This is a genomic window from Nocardia sp. SYP-A9097 (assembly GCF_009649815.1).
Classification (GTDB): domain Bacteria; phylum Actinomycetota; class Actinomycetes; order Mycobacteriales; family Mycobacteriaceae; genus Nocardia.
In genome coordinates this window covers 72,097-88,048 of the sequence record NZ_WJIC01000022.1, presented here as the reverse complement: position 1 = coordinate 88,048, position 15,952 = coordinate 72,097, and the positions used below count along the sequence as shown (strand labels likewise).

At 65.7% G+C, this 15,952-nt stretch carries 14 protein-coding genes; 9 read left to right on the top strand and 5 right to left on the bottom strand.

The genetic code is table 11. The features are described 5' to 3' along the window. The first annotated feature begins 26 nt into the window (after positions 1-26). The 3 genes from GFY24_RS31195 (at position 27) to GFY24_RS31185 (ending at position 3,066) form a co-directional block, all read left to right on the top strand. Complete coding sequence (locus GFY24_RS31195) at positions 27-893, top strand: GNAT family N-acetyltransferase (protein WP_153808691.1); 867 nt, start codon at positions 27-29, stop codon at positions 891-893. A gap of 55 nt (positions 894-948) precedes the next feature. Then, a complete protein-coding gene (locus GFY24_RS31190; protein WP_153808690.1) occupies positions 949-2,664 on the top strand; it encodes a SulP family inorganic anion transporter in 1,716 nt (571 codons plus the stop codon). 105 nt (positions 2,665-2,769) lie between these two features. Then, complete coding sequence (locus GFY24_RS31185; RefSeq protein WP_153808689.1) at positions 2,770-3,066, top strand: hypothetical protein; 297 nt, start codon at positions 2,770-2,772, stop codon at positions 3,064-3,066. A 19-nt stretch (positions 3,067-3,085) separates the two neighbouring features. On the opposite strand, the gene GFY24_RS31180 is transcribed toward GFY24_RS31185, so the two are convergent. Next, positions 3,086-3,958: an SDR family oxidoreductase gene (locus GFY24_RS31180; protein ID WP_309231556.1), complete on the bottom strand. Its 873-nt coding sequence runs from the start codon at positions 3,956-3,958 to the stop codon at positions 3,086-3,088. A gap of 158 nt (positions 3,959-4,116) precedes the next feature. Between GFY24_RS31180 and GFY24_RS31175 the strand changes: the two genes are divergently transcribed. Beyond that, complete coding sequence (locus GFY24_RS31175; protein ID WP_153808687.1) at positions 4,117-4,761, top strand: pentapeptide repeat-containing protein; 645 nt, start codon at positions 4,117-4,119, stop codon at positions 4,759-4,761. An 8-nt stretch (positions 4,762-4,769) separates the two neighbouring features. Here GFY24_RS31175 and GFY24_RS31170 read toward each other — a convergent pair whose 3' ends face one another. Then, on the bottom strand, positions 4,770-5,540 hold the full coding sequence (locus GFY24_RS31170) for an SDR family NAD(P)-dependent oxidoreductase (protein ID WP_153808686.1): 771 nt from the start codon (positions 5,538-5,540) through the stop codon (positions 4,770-4,772). Positions 5,541-5,658: 118 nt separating this feature from the next. Beyond that, positions 5,659-6,243, bottom strand: a complete 585-nt coding sequence (locus GFY24_RS31165; RefSeq protein ID WP_153808685.1) for a helix-turn-helix domain-containing protein — start codon at positions 6,241-6,243, stop codon at positions 5,659-5,661. Positions 6,244-6,327: 84 nt separating this feature from the next. Between GFY24_RS31165 and GFY24_RS31160 the strand changes: the two genes are divergently transcribed. Then, complete coding sequence (locus tag GFY24_RS31160) at positions 6,328-7,434, top strand: NAD(P)/FAD-dependent oxidoreductase (RefSeq protein WP_153808684.1); 1,107 nt, start codon at positions 6,328-6,330, stop codon at positions 7,432-7,434. Between the two features lie 117 nt (positions 7,435-7,551). Here the strand turns inward: GFY24_RS31160 and GFY24_RS31155 are convergent, their stop codons facing one another. Next, positions 7,552-8,469, bottom strand: a complete 918-nt coding sequence (locus tag GFY24_RS31155; RefSeq protein WP_194853087.1) for a LysR family transcriptional regulator — start codon at positions 8,467-8,469, stop codon at positions 7,552-7,554. A 122-nt stretch (positions 8,470-8,591) separates the two neighbouring features. Between GFY24_RS31155 and GFY24_RS31150 the strand changes: the two genes are divergently transcribed. The 4 genes from GFY24_RS31150 (at position 8,592) to GFY24_RS31135 (ending at position 15,688) form a co-directional block, all read left to right on the top strand. Next, the gene (locus GFY24_RS31150; RefSeq protein WP_153808682.1) at positions 8,592-10,268 is read left to right on the top strand and encodes a CDGSH iron-sulfur domain-containing protein; all 1,677 of its coding nucleotides are present in this window, start codon (positions 8,592-8,594) and stop codon (positions 10,266-10,268) included. A gap of 143 nt (positions 10,269-10,411) precedes the next feature. Next, a complete protein-coding gene (locus tag GFY24_RS31145; protein WP_153808681.1) occupies positions 10,412-12,877 on the top strand; it encodes a phosphoketolase in 2,466 nt (821 codons plus the stop codon). 49 nt (positions 12,878-12,926) lie between these two features. Further along, a complete protein-coding gene (locus GFY24_RS31140) occupies positions 12,927-15,176 on the top strand; it encodes a molybdopterin-dependent oxidoreductase (protein WP_153808680.1) in 2,250 nt (749 codons plus the stop codon). After that, complete coding sequence (locus GFY24_RS31135) at positions 15,173-15,688, top strand: helix-turn-helix domain-containing protein (protein ID WP_153808679.1); 516 nt, start codon at positions 15,173-15,175, stop codon at positions 15,686-15,688. Before GFY24_RS31140 ends, GFY24_RS31135 begins: the two co-directional genes overlap by 4 nt. On the opposite strand, the gene GFY24_RS31130 is transcribed toward GFY24_RS31135, so the two are convergent. After that, entirely contained in the window at positions 15,685-15,858 is a 174-nt protein-coding gene (locus GFY24_RS31130; RefSeq protein ID WP_153808678.1) for a hypothetical protein, read from the bottom strand. The genes GFY24_RS31135 and GFY24_RS31130 overlap by 4 nt on opposite strands. Positions 15,859-15,952 lie beyond the last annotated feature (94 nt).

Here is a 15,952-nt window from a genome sequence, read left to right as displayed (position 1 = left end):
GGGTACCGAGCGCTAGCTTGTTCGGTATGAGTGAGGGGAAACCGCTTCCGGATACGCCCGGTTCCGACCGGGCGCGCGAGCTGTTGGAACGACGACAGCAAGCTTTGTGCAACTATCTGGACGCCAGCGGTGATGTCGCGGGCACGCGTATTCGCGCCAACCTCACCGGGTGGCGGCGCTGGCTGCATCGCCTGCCCGGCGCCACCATCGCCAATGCCGCGAGCCGCCGCGATGTGCTGTTGCGCGAGCTGGCCCAGCACGGCGTCGGCGCGGACGATTACCGCTGGGGCGCACTCTCCGGCGGCTATCTGCGCAGCCGCGGCACCGCGATCGGCCTGGAGTTCACCCTGGCCGAGTTGATCGGCGAATACGAGAGCACCGACCCGCACTGGGTGCGTCAGCTGCGGGTCATTGTCGAATCCGCCGAGCAGATCCGCCCACTGGCGGCGCTGGGCGATCGGGTGGCGGTGGCCGATCTCACCGAACAGCTACTGGCCGTGACCCGCGCCGCTCCCGATGAGGTTGCGCGCCAACGGCTTTCGGATCATCTGCCGGGCGTGTTGCGCCCGCTGCCCGCCGATATCGAATCCCTGCGCCGCAGTGACGATCTGGTCGATGTGGTGTTCGATGTGTACGCGAACACCATCAAGCTGGACAACATCACGGTGAATCCGGAATTGCGCGGGAGCGGCCTGGGTTCGGCTGTGCTGCAACAGCTCTGCCGCACGGCCGATGCGCATCACCTGACCATCGTCGGTCAGTTGGTGCCGACCTATCGCGATGACGATTCGGCCGTGCCGCTCCTGGCGGCCTGGTGCCGTAAACACGGTTTCGCCGTGAATGAGCGCCTGGGCGGCCGTATTTCGCGCGCTCCCGCCAGCATTCCCTCGTAAGTCGTTCCGGGCGAAGCGGAGTCGAGATCGTTCGGTCGGGCCGACAGGAGCCAGCATGAAGGTAGACGGGTTCGATATCGCTCGAATCAGAGCGAGGATCGGCCGGCTCACCGCCGCCGATGTGACCGCGGGTATGGCCACCGGATTGTTCAGTATTCCGGAGGGTATGGCGTATGCCTCGATCGCCGGATTCAATCCGGTGGCGGGGCTCTACGCGGGTGTGATGCCGCCCATTCTGGGTTCGCTGACCGCTTCCACGGTGCTCATGGTCACCACGCTCACCAGTGCGATCGCCTTGACCGGGCAGTCGGTGCTCTCCGATGCCGGGCTGAACCCGCAGGATATGGGAAACGTTGCGGCACTGGCGATTCTGGTCGGCCTGGTGATGGTGCTCATGGGCGTACTGCGACTCGGGGTGGTGTTGAGCTTCGTGTCGAACGCGGTCATGATCGGCTTCTCCACCGGGATCGCGCTGTCCATCATCACCGGTGTGTTCGAGGATGCCACCGATTACAAACCGCACGGGCACAACAAGCTGGTGCAGGCGTGGAATTGGATTACCGGAATCTCGCACTGGCAGAGCACGACCACGCTGGTGGCGGTGGCGACCATCGCGGTGTGGGCGCTGGCGCGGGTGATTCCGAAGATCGAATCGCTGGCGCTGCTGGTGGCCATGGTGGTGGTGAGTGTCGGGGTGGCGGCATTCGGTGTGGATGTGGAATTGGTACGCGGCATCGCGGAGATTCCGGGTGCGCTGCCGGGTCTGTCGCTGCCGAATCTCGATGCCATGCCGCAGCTGCTGCCCGGTGCGTTCTCGGTGGCGCTGGTGGCGCTGGCGCAGGCGGCCGGGGTCGCGCCGTCCATGCCGAATCCGGATGGTTCGCGTTCGAATATGAACGGCGACTTCATCTCTCAGGGTGTGGCCAATATCGGCGGCGGGTTGTTCCAGGCGCTGCCCGCGGGTGGTTCGCTGTCGCGGACCGGGGTGGCCGCGAGTGTGGGCGCGCGGACGCGCTGGGCGGGCATCGTCTCCGGTGTCTTCCTGGCCGTGGTGGTGCTGACCTGTGCGGGTCTGGCCGAGCGGATTCCGGTGCCGGTGATCGGCGGGCTGATTCTGGTGGTCGGCGGTGAACTGATCTGGGGTAAACGCGCCGATATCGCCATGGTGTGGCGGACCTCGAAACTCTCCACCGCCGCCATGATCGCCACCTTCGCGGCCACCACCCAGCTGCCGCTGCAGCGGGCGATCGTGATCGGCGCGATGCTGTCGCTGCTGCTGTACTGCGTGCAGGCCACACTCGGCACCGAATTGACTGCGCTGCACAAGGATTCGAAGGGTGTGTGGTCGTTCGCCGAGGTGCCCGCCAAGCTGCCTTCGGGCGAGGTCACGGTGCTCAACTACGACGGCTCCAGCTTCTTCGCCGAACTGCCGCGCCTGGAAGCCGGGCTGCCCGACCTCGCCGGAGCCCGTAATGCCGTGCTGGTCCTGGCACTGCGCTCGGCCCCGGATATCCCGTCCTCCGCCATGCTGAAGTTGTTCCGCCGCTACGCGAATGAACTCCGTGCCGAGGGTGGCCAACTGATTCTCGCCGGTGTGCGCCCCGCCCTGGCACAGGCCCTGCGTCGCACCGGTATGAGCGACGTACTCGGCGCGGATGAGGTAATCCCCGCCTCGACTGTCCTGCTCGGACCACTGGATGAGGCCATAGCGCGTGGCCACGCCTGGATCGAGAGCCGCGAGGGCGATGCGGGGCCGGGCCGAAAGACATAGCGGCACCTGGTGACTGCGGGGGGAGTAGTGGCCGGGAGGGGCCTTTCCATAGCGGGAACGGCGAAATCGGGGCGGGGTGCGGGTGCGGGCCATACTCTCGGGTGGGTGAAGACATTGTTGCAGGTTGTCGCGGGTCATTTGCCTCCCACCGTTGCCGCACGGGTGCGGGTGGCGGCGGCGAATCCGCTGTTGGACGGGGTGCAGATCGAGGAGGTGGTGGCGCCGCTGGCGCAGTTGAGCGAGGGACAGGTGCGGGAGGTGCGGGTGGCGCTGGCCGATTTCACCGAGCCGTCACTGCCGCAGGTGTTGCAGGACGAATTGGTTGTGCTGCAACGGGATCCGTCACCGGCGGCATTGATCGCGGTGGTGCGGGATCTGCTCGCGGCCATTGCCGCCGCGTGAGGGTCGGCGTCCGGTCGGGTCAGCTGCGGCCGAGTAGGCGGTCCAGCACCTCGGGGTGTGTGGTGAGGTAGCGGTCGAAAGAGATGGGTGCGCGGCCGGTGACGTCCTCGACCGTGCTCGAGACGTCCGCGAGTTCGCCGGTGGCGATGGCTTCGTAGGAGGTCACCCATCCGGCGACCATCCAGTCGGGTGCACCGTAGTGGGAACGGCTTTCGTACGCTTCGGGAATCGACTCCGGTTTATAGGTGATGGGGCGATCGGTGTGCCGCGAGAGAATCGCGGCGACCTCGTCCAGATTCAATGCTTGCGGTCCGGTGACATCACGAACCTGGTTGTGCAGCAACTGCTCATCCAGCAGCACCGCGGTGGCGACATCGGCGATATCCTCGTGCGCGACCGCCGCTACCAGCCCGTCCCCGGCGGGTCCGCGAATCACCCCGGTCTCGGGATCGGCGAGCCCGGGCAGATGCACCTGATAGTTGTTGTCCCGCAAGAACGTGAACGGCAGTTCGGTCTGCCGGATCTGCTGTTCGGTGTACCAGTGATCTCGCGCGAAGGTGAAGGTGGCCTCGGGAGCCGCGCCCTGGAACGAGATGTAGACGATGCGCCGCACGCCCGCCGCGACAGCGGCCTCGATGGCGATGGTGTGGTCGGCCACCCGCAGCGCGCTCTCCATGGCCGAGACCAGGAGCAGCGTCTCCACCCCGGTGACCGCGAGCTCGAATTTCTGTCCGTCGCCGTAATTGGCGAACCGCACTTCGGCATCGGGCAGGGGTAACTGTTTGCTGGTGCTGCGGGCGATCAATCGCAGGTCCGCGCCTGCGGCGGCGAGGCGCTGGGCGATCAGTGTGCCGAGCTTGCCGGTCGCTCCGGTGACTCCGATTTTCGTCACGGTCGAACCTCCAGGTGCGGTGGAGTGATTTCGAGCCCTGCCCTTTGGCAGCCTACGCCCGCCCGGCCCGGGGCGTTCCGGGCACCGACCGCACCGGGGTGTCGGGGCGGTCGGATACGGTCGCAGGACTTATTGCCGAGCAGAGGTGAGGATCTTCGATGCCGCGGGATTTGGCCGATCTGTCGTTCGCGCGCTTTCTGGAAGGCCGCGAGGATCTCGCGATGGAGGGCGAATACGATTGCGCGCTCTTCGAGGGCCTGGTGCTCGAGGACGCCGAGGTGCGTGGCGCGCAGTTGACCGAGTGCGCCATGACCGGCAGCACCATCACCGGCGGCAGCATGCGCCACACCCGGTTCAACGACGTGTGGATCCAAGGGACGCAGTGGATTCGCGCCGATCTCTCCGAAACGTCTTGGATCGACACGGAATTGGTGATGAACGCCTGGTCCGGGGTGGAGGCGTTCGGTGCGCGGCTGCGCCGGGTCAAGTTCTACAATTGCAAATTCGATTCGGTGAACCTGCGCGGCGCGCACCTGAACGAGGTGTCGTTCGTGGATTGTGTACTGCGCCACGTGGATATCGGCGAGGCGAAGCTGACCTCGGTCACCTTCCCCGGCACCGAGATCGACGCGCTGTCCATGCGCAAGGCCACCCTGCAGAAGGTGGACCTGCGCACGGCCCGTTCGATCGGCATCTTCGAGGGCGTCGAATCCCTGCGTGGCGCAACGATAAACAGCTCACAGTTGATGGATCTGGCCCCGGTGTTCGCGCACAATATCGGGCTCAATGTCTCCGATCGCTGAGCGCGGGATCAGACCCCGTAGCCGCCGTCGATATCGAGTTTCTGTCCGCTGATGAAGTCGGCGCGATCCGAGGCCAGGAAGCACACCGCTTCGGCGATGTCCTCGGCATTTCCGAAGCGGCGCAAGGGAATATTGGCGCGCGTGATGTCCAGGGCGTGCTGGTCGAGCTCACCGGAGCTGATCAGCCGCTCGGCCATCCCGTCGGTGGTCATGCCCGGTCCGACGCAGTTGGCGCGAATCCCGAAGCGCCCCTCTTCGGCGGCGATGCCCCGAATCAGTGCCTCCACAGCGGCTTTCGGGCCGCTGGAGAGTCCGTCGCGAATGGGGAAGCGGGCGGTGGCGGCGGTGGTGACGGCGACGATATTGCCGCCGGTCTCGCGCAGATACGGCAGCGCGGCATGTACGGCGTTGAAGAATCCGGCGGCATCGTCGAGGAGCTGAGATCTGAAGTCGCTCGGGGAGATTCGGCTCAGATGCCGCATGGGAATATGCGGTCCGGCCGCGTACACCAGGGTGTGGATGCCGCCGAATTCGGCGGCCGCCTGCGCGACGACCTCGGCGGCGCGTTCGGCATCGGTGAGGTCGAGTCGCCACGACCGGGCTCGCCGTTCTTGTTCCTTGGCGAAGGTGAACAGCGGATCGAGTTTGCCCGCCGATCGGAAGTAGGTCAGCCCCACATGACTGCCGCGTTCGAGGAGCATGCGCGCGGTGGCCTGTCCGAGCCCGCCGCTGGCGCCCAATACGAGTGCGGCGCCGGGCCGATGACCGAAGTCGTCCATCTACTTCCTTCGGTGTGGGTCGCGCGGGTGGGCGCGACGAATATGAACAGGTCGGTAACACCTCATTGGTAGTCCACCGCGGCAAAACAAGCAAGTGCTTGGTTTGGTGACGGGCGGGTCAGTCCGCGGATTTGGGCCGGGCGCGCAGATGTGCCCGCTCGCCCTGTTTGCCGAAGAGACTGAGGAATTCGACCGGTTCGTCGTCCGCCGCGCCGAACCAGTGCGGTTCGCGGGTGTCGAATTCCGCGGCCTCGCTCGGTGACATGATGAAATCGTGTTCGCCCAGAATCACGCGCAGACGCCCATTGAGCACGTACATCCACTCGAAGCCCTCATGCGTCTTCGGATCCGGTTCCCGGCTGGCGCCGCCCGGAATCACCAGCTTGTACGCCTGGATACCACCGGCCCGCCGGGTCAACGGCACCATGGTCATTCCGCCGCGGTTGATAGGGCGCATATGGATGCGCGGATCGCCGGTGGGTGGCGCGCCCACCAGTTCATCGAGGGTCACCCCGTGAGCCTTGGCCAGCGGGAGCAATAGTTCGAGGGTGGGTCGCCGCGCGCCGGACTCCAGCCGAGACAGGGTGCTCACCGAGATTCCGGTGCTCGCGGACAACTCCGCCAGGGTGGCTTCGCGCTTGCGGCGCAGGTCGCGCAGGCGCGGGCCGACCGCGTCGAGAGCCTGATCGAGTTCGGTGCTCATGCTCCGATTTTGCCGTATCGGCAAATCCGCTTGCCAGATTTGTGGATCTTCTCGCATGGTCGATGACAAGCGAACGAGGAGATCATGGTGACGGATCGAATGGCGGACAGCTACGACGTGGTGGTGATCGGCGGCGGCGCGGCCGGATTGAACGGTGCGCTCATGCTGGCGCGGGCCCGGCGCACGGTGCTGGTGATCGATGCCGGCGAACCCCGCAATGCCCCCGCCGACGGGGTACACGGTTTGCTGGCGCGGGAGGGAATGCCACCGGCGGAGTTGCTCGCGCGCGGGCGTGCGGAGGTGCGGCCCTATGGCGGGCATATCGTCGCGGGCACCGTCGTCGCCGCGACGCGGGACCGCCGGGGCGCGACGCAGAACAACGAGAGCGCGGAGCTGAACGGCGGGGCCACGACGCAGAACAACGAGGACGCGACGCGAGACAATTATGCCGCGACGGGGGACAGTGGAGCCGCTACGCGGGACGGCGTTGGTGCCACGGCGAATGGCATCGGCTTCATCGTCGAACTGGCCGATGGTCGAAGCGTGCGGGCGCGGCGGCTGCTGGTGACCTCCGGGCTGGTCGACGAATTGCCGAATGTCGAAGGGCTGCAGGAGCGTTGGGGTCACGATGTGATCCACTGTCCGTACTGCCATGGCTGGGAGGTGCGCGATCAGGCTATCGGCATTCTAGGTAGCGGACCCATGTCGGTGCATCAGGCGCTGCTGTTCCGGCAGTGGAGCCCGGACATCACCTACTTCGCCCACACTGCCCCGCCCACCGAGGAACAGGCCGAACAGCTTGCGGCACGGGGTATTCCGGTGCTGACCGCCGCGGTCGCAGCACTCGAGATCGCCGATGACAAGCTCGTCGGAGTGCGGCTCGCGGATGGCACGGTGGTCTCGCGTACAGCCGTCGCGGTGGCCTCGCATATGGTGGCGCGCGCGAATTTCCTTGCGGCCCTGGGTCTGAAGGCTGTCGAGCATCCGTCCGGTATGGGTGAGCACATTCCCGTAGACCCGACCGGGCGCACCGAAGTGCCCGGAGTCTGGGCGGCGGGCAATGTCACCGATTTGAGCGCACAGGTCGGCCCGGCCGCCGCGGCCGGCGCGAATGCCGGAGCAATGATCAACTTCGATCTGGTGAACGAGGAGACAGCCGCCGCTGTCGCCGCCTATCGCGCCCGCACCTGATCCAATCCGCTGCCATCCGTCGGGCGCAACCTGTTATCGATCGCCGAATCCCACACTGTGTCAGGCGAATCGGCGAGTGAGGGGATGACGGCGGGCACGCCGGGGCCGGCTGTCTTGTCAACCTGCCGTGGAGGTACCCGGTCGCACTGTGGTCACACCGAGACTCGCGTGGGCTGCTTCGTCGAAGGCTCTGATGCGGGTGGACTCATCGCAGGCGCGCCAGGTGAATCCCCACTGCATGGGCGGGGTACCGGCAATCGGCACGAAGGCGATATCCGGTCGCTGATAGAAGCGGTTCACCTGTGCTCCGCAGATGAATGCGCCCTCGCCCGCGCCGATGCAGGCCAATACCTCCTGGAAGGTGTGCACCACCCTGCCGTGCGCGATGGGTCGGCCCGCTGGGGTGTGGGTCGGGACGTGGTCCTCGACCCAGGAGCGCGGGACGGTCTCGGGCACACTCAGCAATGTCACCCCCGCCAGATTCTCGAGCTCGACCTGCTCCCGGTTCGCGAGCGGATGCTCCGCCGATACGGCCAGCATCCGCGGTTCGGTAATGAGCGCGGGCCCGTGGACCAGTGCCGGATCGTCGATGGGCCGGCTCACCAGCACCATGTCGAAACCGCTGGTGAACCAACCCAATCCGTCGGCGAGTTGGGCATCGCGAATCCGCAGTTCGGTTTCGGGATGTGCGGTACGGAAGCCCGCCGCGGTGGCGTGGCAGAGCTGCCCCGCGGCCGCGCCGATGAAACCGACGGTGAGGGTGCCCTCGAAGCCGCGCCCCGCGCCGATGGCCCGCCGAACGGCCTGCTGGATCCGTTCATGACCCGGCCGTAGATCGCTGAGCAACTGCTCGCCGATGCGGGTCAGCGCGACCCGGCGCGTGGTTCTCTCGAACAGTTGCGCGCCGACCCGCCGTTCGAGCTGTCCGATGGTCTGGCTGACCCGGCTGGGGGAGACCCGCAACTGCTCCGCGGCGCGCCCGAAATGCAGGTGTTCCGCCACCGCGAGGAATCCCTCGATTTCGTAGAGCTCCATGGACCTTCGTTCGTTTGCTGAGTGGCAATACGTAAGCGTTGAGCGAACCGTCATTGTTCCCGTGCCCCGAAGTGGGCATCCTTCAAGGTGGATATCCACTCGTCCTCGAGGGAAGGCATGCCTTGACCACCGCCACCCAGAACGAACTCCGCACACTGCTGGCTCGTGCCCGCCGTCTCGATGGTGAACTCGTCGAGGGCGCTACTCCGCTGAGCGATTCGGTAATCCGCCCGCTACTCGCAGCCGTGGGCGAAACAGCTTCCGCGACAGTCGAACCCGAGCCCGGCGACCCGCAGCAGCGACTCTGGGAGCTGGCCGAGGACGCCACCCGCCTGCGCGCCACCTGTGACCTGCCCGAATTACAGGAGGCGGTGGCCGCCCTCCAGCACCTGTCCTGCGTATTCGCCTCGGACACAGACACTTTGGCCGAACGAGTGGCTGAACTCACCGAGATCCAAGGTGTTTCACCGACCCATATCGATGTCGCACCGGACGGACCGTACCTGCTCACCAATCCCGAACAGCTCACCAATTGGCTGGGCGAACCGATCCGCACCTTCCCGCAGATGGCGCTGTGCCGTTGTGGCGCTTCGGAAATGAAGCCGCTGTGCGATGGCAGCCACGCCCGGATCGGATTCACCGGTGCCAAGGATCCCGAACGGGTACCCGACCAACTCGACACCTATCGCGGCGTAGGGGTGACGGTCACCGACAATCGCGGTCTCTGCGCACATGCGGGATTCTGCACCGACCGAGTACCCACCGCCTTCCGCGCCACCGAGGAGCCCTTCGTAGCACCCAGCGGCGCGCGTGCGGACGAGATCATGTCGGCGGTGCGCGCCTGCCCGTCCGGAGCGCTCGGCAGCCCCGAAGTGGTTCTCCCGCACCGTGATCCGGCCATCGAGGTATCGAAGGACGGCCCCTACCGCGTCACCGGCGGTGTCCCGCTCGAGGGCGACGACACCCGCGAGCACTACAGCCTGTGCCGATGCGGTCAATCACGCAACAAGCCGTTCTGCAGCGGTATGCACTACTACGTCGACTTCCAAGACCCGCCGATGTCGGAGGAGCCCAGCCTGTACGAATGGGCAGGCGGCCTACCCGCGCTCACCCGAATGACCAAGATCTTCTACGGCAAATACGTAGCCCAAGACGACCTCTTGGCCCCTCTCTTCGCCCGCATGTCCCCCGACCATCCCGAGCGGGTAGCGGCCTGGCTCACCGAAACCTTCGGCGGCCCAGCCCTTTACACCGAGCAATACGGCGGCTACGACCATATGGTCGCCGAGCACGCCGGTAAAGCACTCACCGAACAGTGGCGCGCCCGCTGGGCCCAACTGATCTCCCTGGCCGCCAATGACGCGGGCCTCCCACGCGATGCGGAATTCCGCGCCGCCTTCGCCTCCTACGTGGAGTGGGGCTCCCGTATAGCGGTCGAAAACTCCCAGCCCGGCGCGAACCCACCCCCACACATGCCGGTACCCCGCTGGTGGTGGGTATGCAACGCCACCCCCGGCTCCCGCATCTCGGCACTCGCCCCCAAAACCGACCAGCCCATAGCCCTTCCCTCCGCCGACGAACCGCTCGGCTTCGCATCCCACATCAAGCCACTGTTCCGCGAAATGGACCGCAAATCCATGAGTTTCGTCTTCGACCTGTGGTCCCACGACGATGTGACCCAGCATGCCGAGGCCATTCTGGCCCGCCTACGCCAGGGTTCCATGCCGTGTGACGGAGCCTGGCCCACGGACCACGTGGATGCCTTCCAACGGTGGATCAAGGACGGCTGCCCCGCCTGAGCACACTCGGCGAGCACCCTGCCGGTTGGCAGGCAGCGCCCCAGATACCAGGAGTAAGTAGGGTGAGCGGGTAGCCTGGGCGAGGAATCTCCGCCCGAAAAGTCTGGCTCGGCGACGCCCCGCATGCGTGAGGAGCTCGGTGTATGACTCAGTTGACCAGCGCGAGTGACGATACTTCGGCCGATAATATCGGCGGGCCGGGTGGCCGGACCGTCGCGCCGAAACCCTATTCGCTGGATGACAGTCCCGGACCACTGAGTCGAGCTGAGCTCGGGACCATCGATGCCTGGTGGCGCGCTGCGAACTATCTGGCTGTCGGGCAGATCTATTTGATGGCGAATCCGCTACTGCGCGCACCACTCGAGGCCGAGCAGATCAAGCCGCGGCTGCTTGGGCACTTCGGGACGGTCCCCGGGTTGAATCTGGTGTGGGCGCATGCCAATCGAGCCATTCTCGGCCGCGATTTGAATGCGGTGTTCGTCGCCGGGCCGGGTCATGGCGGGCCCGGGCCGAATGCCTGTGCCTGGTTGGAGGGCACGTACTCCGAGCTCTACAGCAATATTTCGCGTGACGGCGATGGTATGCGAGCGCTGTTCGCGCAGTTCTCGTTTCCCGGCGGTGTGCCGAGCCACTGTGCGCCCGAAACGCCGGGATCTTTTCACGAGGGTGGTGAGCTCGGGTATTCGCTGCTGCACGCTTTCGGTGCGGCACTGGACAATCCGAGTCTGACGGTCTTCTGTGTGATCGGTGATGGTGAGGCCGAGACCGGTCCGCTGGCGGGCAGTTGGCACGCGAACAAATTCATCAACCCGGCGCGTGACGGCGCGGTGCTGCCGATTCTGGCGCTGAATCAGTACAAGATCGCGAATCCGACCATCCTGGCGCGTATTCCGGAGTCGGAGCTGGTGTCGCTGCTGCGCGGGTACGGGTATGAGCCGGTTATCGTGTCCGGGACCGATCCGGCTGCGGTACATCAGGATATGGCCGCCGCCATGGATCAATGCCTGGATCGTATTGCCGAGATTCAGCGGCTCGCGCGTACCGGTCATGGGACACGCCCGATCTGGCCGATGATCGTGATGCGCACGCCGAAGGGCTGGACCTGTCCACCCGTGGTGGATGGTGAACGGGTGGAAGGCACGTTCCGGGCGCATCAGGTGCCGCTGTCGGCCGCTCGCACGAACGCGGAACACCGTGCGGTACTTGCGAAGTGGATGGAGTCGTATCGGCCCGAGGAGCTCTTCGACGAGTCGGGCAGGCCGGTCGAGGAATTACTGGGACTGGTGCCGGCGGGTGACCGGCGGATGAGCGCCAATCCGGTCAGTAATGGCGGGACGCTCATGCGTGATCTGAAGCTGCCCGATTGGCGGGACTACGGCGTGCAGGTGTCCACGCCGGGCGGCACCAAACATGAGGCGACGCAGGTGCTCGGCACCTGGCTGCGAGATGTCACCGCCGCCAACCCCGACAACTTCCTCACCTTCGCACCGGATGAGCTGGCCAGCAATCGATTACAGGACATTCTCACCGTCACCGGCCGCGACTGGCAGGCCGAAATCGGCGAGTACGACGTGAAATTGGATCGCACGGGCCGGGTCATCGAGGTGCTCTCGGAGCATATGTGCGAGGGCCTGCTGGAGGGCTATCTGCTCACCGGCCGGCACGGCGTCTTCACCTGCTATGAGGCGTTCATCCACATTGTCGACGCCATGTTCAACCAGCACGCCAAATGGTTGGACGCCAGTGCGGCGGTGTCCTGGCGGCGACCCATCCCGAGCCTGAACTACCTTCTCTCATCACATGTTTGGCGGCAGGACCACAATGGGTTCACCCATCAGGATCCGGGATTCCTGGATGTGGTGCTGAACAAGTCGCCGGAGATCGTGCGCGTCTATCTACCGCCGGACGCGAATACCCTGCTCTCGACGTACGACCACTGCCTGCGCTCGCGGCACTATGTGAATGTGGTGGTGGCGGGCAAACAGCCACAGGCGGACTGGCTTTCGGTGCCGGAGGCGACCGTGCACTGCGCGCGCGGCGCGGGCATCTGGGAGTGGGCGGGCAATAACGACGAGCTGGGCACGACCCCGGATGTGGTGCTCGCCTGCGCGGGCGATGTGCCCACACTGGAGACTCTGGCCGCCGCCGCGATTCTGCGGGAACGCCTGCCGCGGTTACGGATTCGAGTGATCAATATTGTCGATCTGATGCGCCTGCAGCCGCAGGACGAGCATCCGCACGGGCTCGCGGACAGCCTCTTCGACACCATGTTCACCACCGACCGCCCCGTCATCTTCGCCTTCCACGGCTATCCGTGGCTGATCCATCGACTCACCTACCGGCGTGCGAACCACTCCGGGCTGCATGTGCGCGGCTACAAGGAGAAGGGCACCACCACAACACCTTTCGATATGGTGATGCTCAATGACATGGACCGGTATCACCTGGTCATGGATGTCATCGATCGGGTACCCGGGCTGCGCGCGCAGGCGGCCGGGCTCCGGCAGGAGATGGTCGACGCCCGCTGGACCGCCCGCGCCTGGACCCGCGAGCACGGCGAGGACATTCCGGAGGTCGCGGACTGGACCTGGCCCTACCCGCGCGGGTGATTTCCCGAAGTGGGTAGCGCAAGTGAACTGACTCACCTACGCTGGGCGAATGACGGAGTGGCAGCCCACGGCATGCATCCTGTGCGAGTGCAATTGCGGCATTCAGGTGCTGCTCGGGCCGGACGGCAGGTCGTTCGAGAAGATCCGTGGCGATAAACTGCACCCCGCCTCGGCGGGCTACACCTGCAATAAAGCGCTGCGCCTGGATCACTATCAGAACGGCCGCACCGGCCGGGTGACCACACCCCTGCGCCGCCGTGCCGATGGCGAGTACGAGGAAATCGACTGGGATACCGCGATTTCCGAGATCACCGCGCGCATGCGGGAGATCGGACTCCGTTACGGCGGCGAATCGATCTTCTACTACGGCGGTGGCGGCCAGGGCAATCACCTGGGCGGGGCGTACGCGCCCGCCACCATGGCGGCCTTCGGAATGAAGTACCGGTCCAGTGCGCTGGCGCAGGAGAAGACCGGTGACTTCTGGGTGGGTGCGCGCATGTTCGGCCATCCGGTGCGCGCCGATGTGGAGCATGCCGAGGTGGCCTTCTTCATCGGCAAGAATCCCTATCAGTCGCACGGGTTTCCGCGTGCGCGGACGGTGCTCAAGGAGATCGCGAAGGACCCCGAACGCGCCATGATCGTGCTCGATCCGGTGCGTACCGAGACCGCGGAGCTCGCGGACTTCCATCTGCAATTGCGACCCGGCACCGATGTATATCTGTTGTCGGCGATGGCGGCAATTCTATTGCGCGACAACCTCATCGAAACCGCGTGGCTGGACGAGCACACCCGGGGACTCGATGAGGTGGTCGCTGTGCTGAGCGGTGTGCCCATCGAAAAGTACTGCGCCATAGCCGATGTCGATATCGACCTCGTCGTGGCCGCGACCCATCGGCTGGCGCGGGCGAAGTCGGTGGCCGCGCTGGAAGACCTCGGCGTTCAGATGAATCGGCACTCCACGGTGGTGAGCTATCTGGAGAAACTGGTGTGGTTGCTCACCGGCAACCTCGGCAAGCCCGGCACCCAGTACGCCTTCACCGGTATGGCCGCCATCGGGCATGATCGCGGTCATCCGGCGGGGGAGGGGCCGCGCAGTCCGGTGGCCGGTGCGCCGATCATCAGCGGCCTGGTGCCGTGCAATGTGATCACCGAGGAGATCCTCACCGATCACCCGGCCCGCTATCGCGCCATGTTCATCGAGAGCAGCAATCCCGTACACTCTCTGGCGGATTCGGCACGCATGCGCGCGGCACTGGAATCCCTGGAGTTGGTGGTCGTGGTCGATGTGGCCATGACCGAGACCGCGCGCCTGGCCGACTATGTACTGCCCGCCGCAACGCAATTCGAGAAGTACGAGGCGACGTTCTTCAATTTCGACTTCCCGCACAATATCTTCCACCTGCGGCACCCGGTGCTGCCCGCACCGGACGGTGTGCTGGCGGAGCCGGAGATTCACGCCCGGCTGGTCGAGGCGGCCGGCGTGCTCACCGAGGACGACTACCGTCCGCTGCGTGCGGCACTCGAGCAGGGCCGCGAAGCCTTCGCTATGGCCTTCCTGGGTGTCCTCGCCGACCGGAACAAGGCGAAACTGGCTCCGGTACTGCTGTATCGGACACTCGGGGAGACCCTGCCGAATGGTGCGGCAGCCGCGGCCATGCTGTGGGCGGCGGCCTACAACTGCGCACGCAAATTCCCCGCGAGCGTCGAACGCGCCGGGTACGGAACAGGATTGGAAGCAGGCGAGCGGCTCTTCGAAGCCATTCTCACCGGCGCGCACGGCATAGTGATCACCGAGGACGACTATGACGAGACCTGGAATCGCCTGCGCGACAATAAAGTCCAGCTGAGCATTGCCGAACTGCTCCAAGTGGTGGCGACGCTCCCCGAACCCGATGCCGAGGCGAGCCAGTGGCCCTTCGTGCTCTCCGCAGGTGAACGCCGTTCCTTCACGGCCAATACAATCGTGCGAGATCCACTGTGGCGCAAGCGCGATAGCGTCGGCACGCTGCGCATGAGCCCCGCCGACGCCGAGGAAATGGGCCTCGCGCCGGGTGATCTGGTCCGCGTGACCACCAAGCGCGGCAGTGTGGAGGTGCCCGTCGAACCCACCGACCGCATGCGCCCCGGACACCTGTCCCTGCCCAATGGATTCGGCCTCTCGGTCACCGATGCCTCCGGCGCGCAGGTCACCACCGGTGCCGCACCCAATGAACTCACCGAATTCGACTCACGTGACGAATGGGTCGGCACCCCGTGGCACAAGTATGTCCCGGCCCGATTGGATACCGTGAACGCATGAAACGCACGACGTTCGCCAACTGGCCGTGCACCGTGGCCCGCACGGTGGACCTCATCGGCGACTGGTGGACGCCGCTGGTCCTGCGCGAAGCCTTCTACGGCGCAAAGCGTTTCGACGATTTCGAACGGATTCTGGGCCTGAGCCGCAATGTGCTCACCCAGCGCCTGACCCGACTCGTCGAGGAGGGTCTGCTGGCGCGCGTGCAATACCAGGAGCGACCGCCGCGCTACGAATACCGCCTCACCGACCAGGGCCGCGATTTCTTCCCCATTATCGCGGCCATGATGCACTGGGGTGACCGCTATCTCGCGCCCGACGGCCCGCCGGTAGTCCTGCACCACACCACCTGCGACCACGACACGCACGCCGAAGTCGTCTGCGCCCACTGCCGCGAACCCCTGCGGCACGCCGATATCTCTCCTCGCCTGGGCCCCGGCTTCCCCGACCGGCACCGCGAAACTGCCCTCGCCACAGGACGATTCGACGATTCCGAGCCGGGCCAGGTCGACTAGAGGTGCGAATGCCCGCCGAGCGACGCGGTATGCACGGCGGCACGATGACACCCGACGCGCAGATTATGGCGCTCGACGGCGGTCAGGGTGTGCCGCGCCTTCATTCGCCGGGCGGAATCGCCCAGTACCGACAACATCGCCAATGCACGTGAGCGTGTGGTGACCATCATGACCATCTCCTCGAAATGAATTCCCCAAGATTCATCTCGCGCTGCCCCCCGGTCAACTCCCAGCGGCCTTCCTCCGGAATTCTGTACGGAACTC

Bases quoted from the DNA above. Each gene is read 5' to 3' on its own strand.
- GFY24_RS31195 (WP_153808691.1), top strand. From the start codon at position 27: ATGAGTGAGGGGAAACCGCTTCCGGATACGCCCGGTTCCGACCGGGCG.
- GFY24_RS31190 (WP_153808690.1), top strand. From the start codon at position 949: ATGAAGGTAGACGGGTTCGATATCGCTCGAATCAGAGCGAGGATCGGC.
- GFY24_RS31175 (WP_153808687.1), top strand. From the start codon at position 4,117: ATGCCGCGGGATTTGGCCGATCTGTCGTTCGCGCGCTTTCTGGAAGGC.
- GFY24_RS31170 (WP_153808686.1), bottom strand. From the start codon at position 5,540: ATGGACGACTTCGGTCATCGGCCCGGCGCCGCACTCGTATTGGGCGCC.
- GFY24_RS31165 (WP_153808685.1), bottom strand. From the start codon at position 6,243: ATGAGCACCGAACTCGATCAGGCTCTCGACGCGGTCGGCCCGCGCCTG.
- GFY24_RS31160 (WP_153808684.1), top strand. From the start codon at position 6,328: ATGGTGACGGATCGAATGGCGGACAGCTACGACGTGGTGGTGATCGGC.
- GFY24_RS31155 (WP_194853087.1), bottom strand. From the start codon at position 8,469: ATGGAGCTCTACGAAATCGAGGGATTCCTCGCGGTGGCGGAACACCTG.
- GFY24_RS31145 (WP_153808681.1), top strand. From the start codon at position 10,412: ATGACTCAGTTGACCAGCGCGAGTGACGATACTTCGGCCGATAATATC.
- GFY24_RS31140 (WP_153808680.1), top strand. From the start codon at position 12,927: ATGACGGAGTGGCAGCCCACGGCATGCATCCTGTGCGAGTGCAATTGC.
- GFY24_RS31135 (WP_153808679.1), top strand. From the start codon at position 15,173: ATGAAACGCACGACGTTCGCCAACTGGCCGTGCACCGTGGCCCGCACG.
- GFY24_RS31130 (WP_153808678.1), bottom strand. From the start codon at position 15,858: ATGATGGTCACCACACGCTCACGTGCATTGGCGATGTTGTCGGTACTG.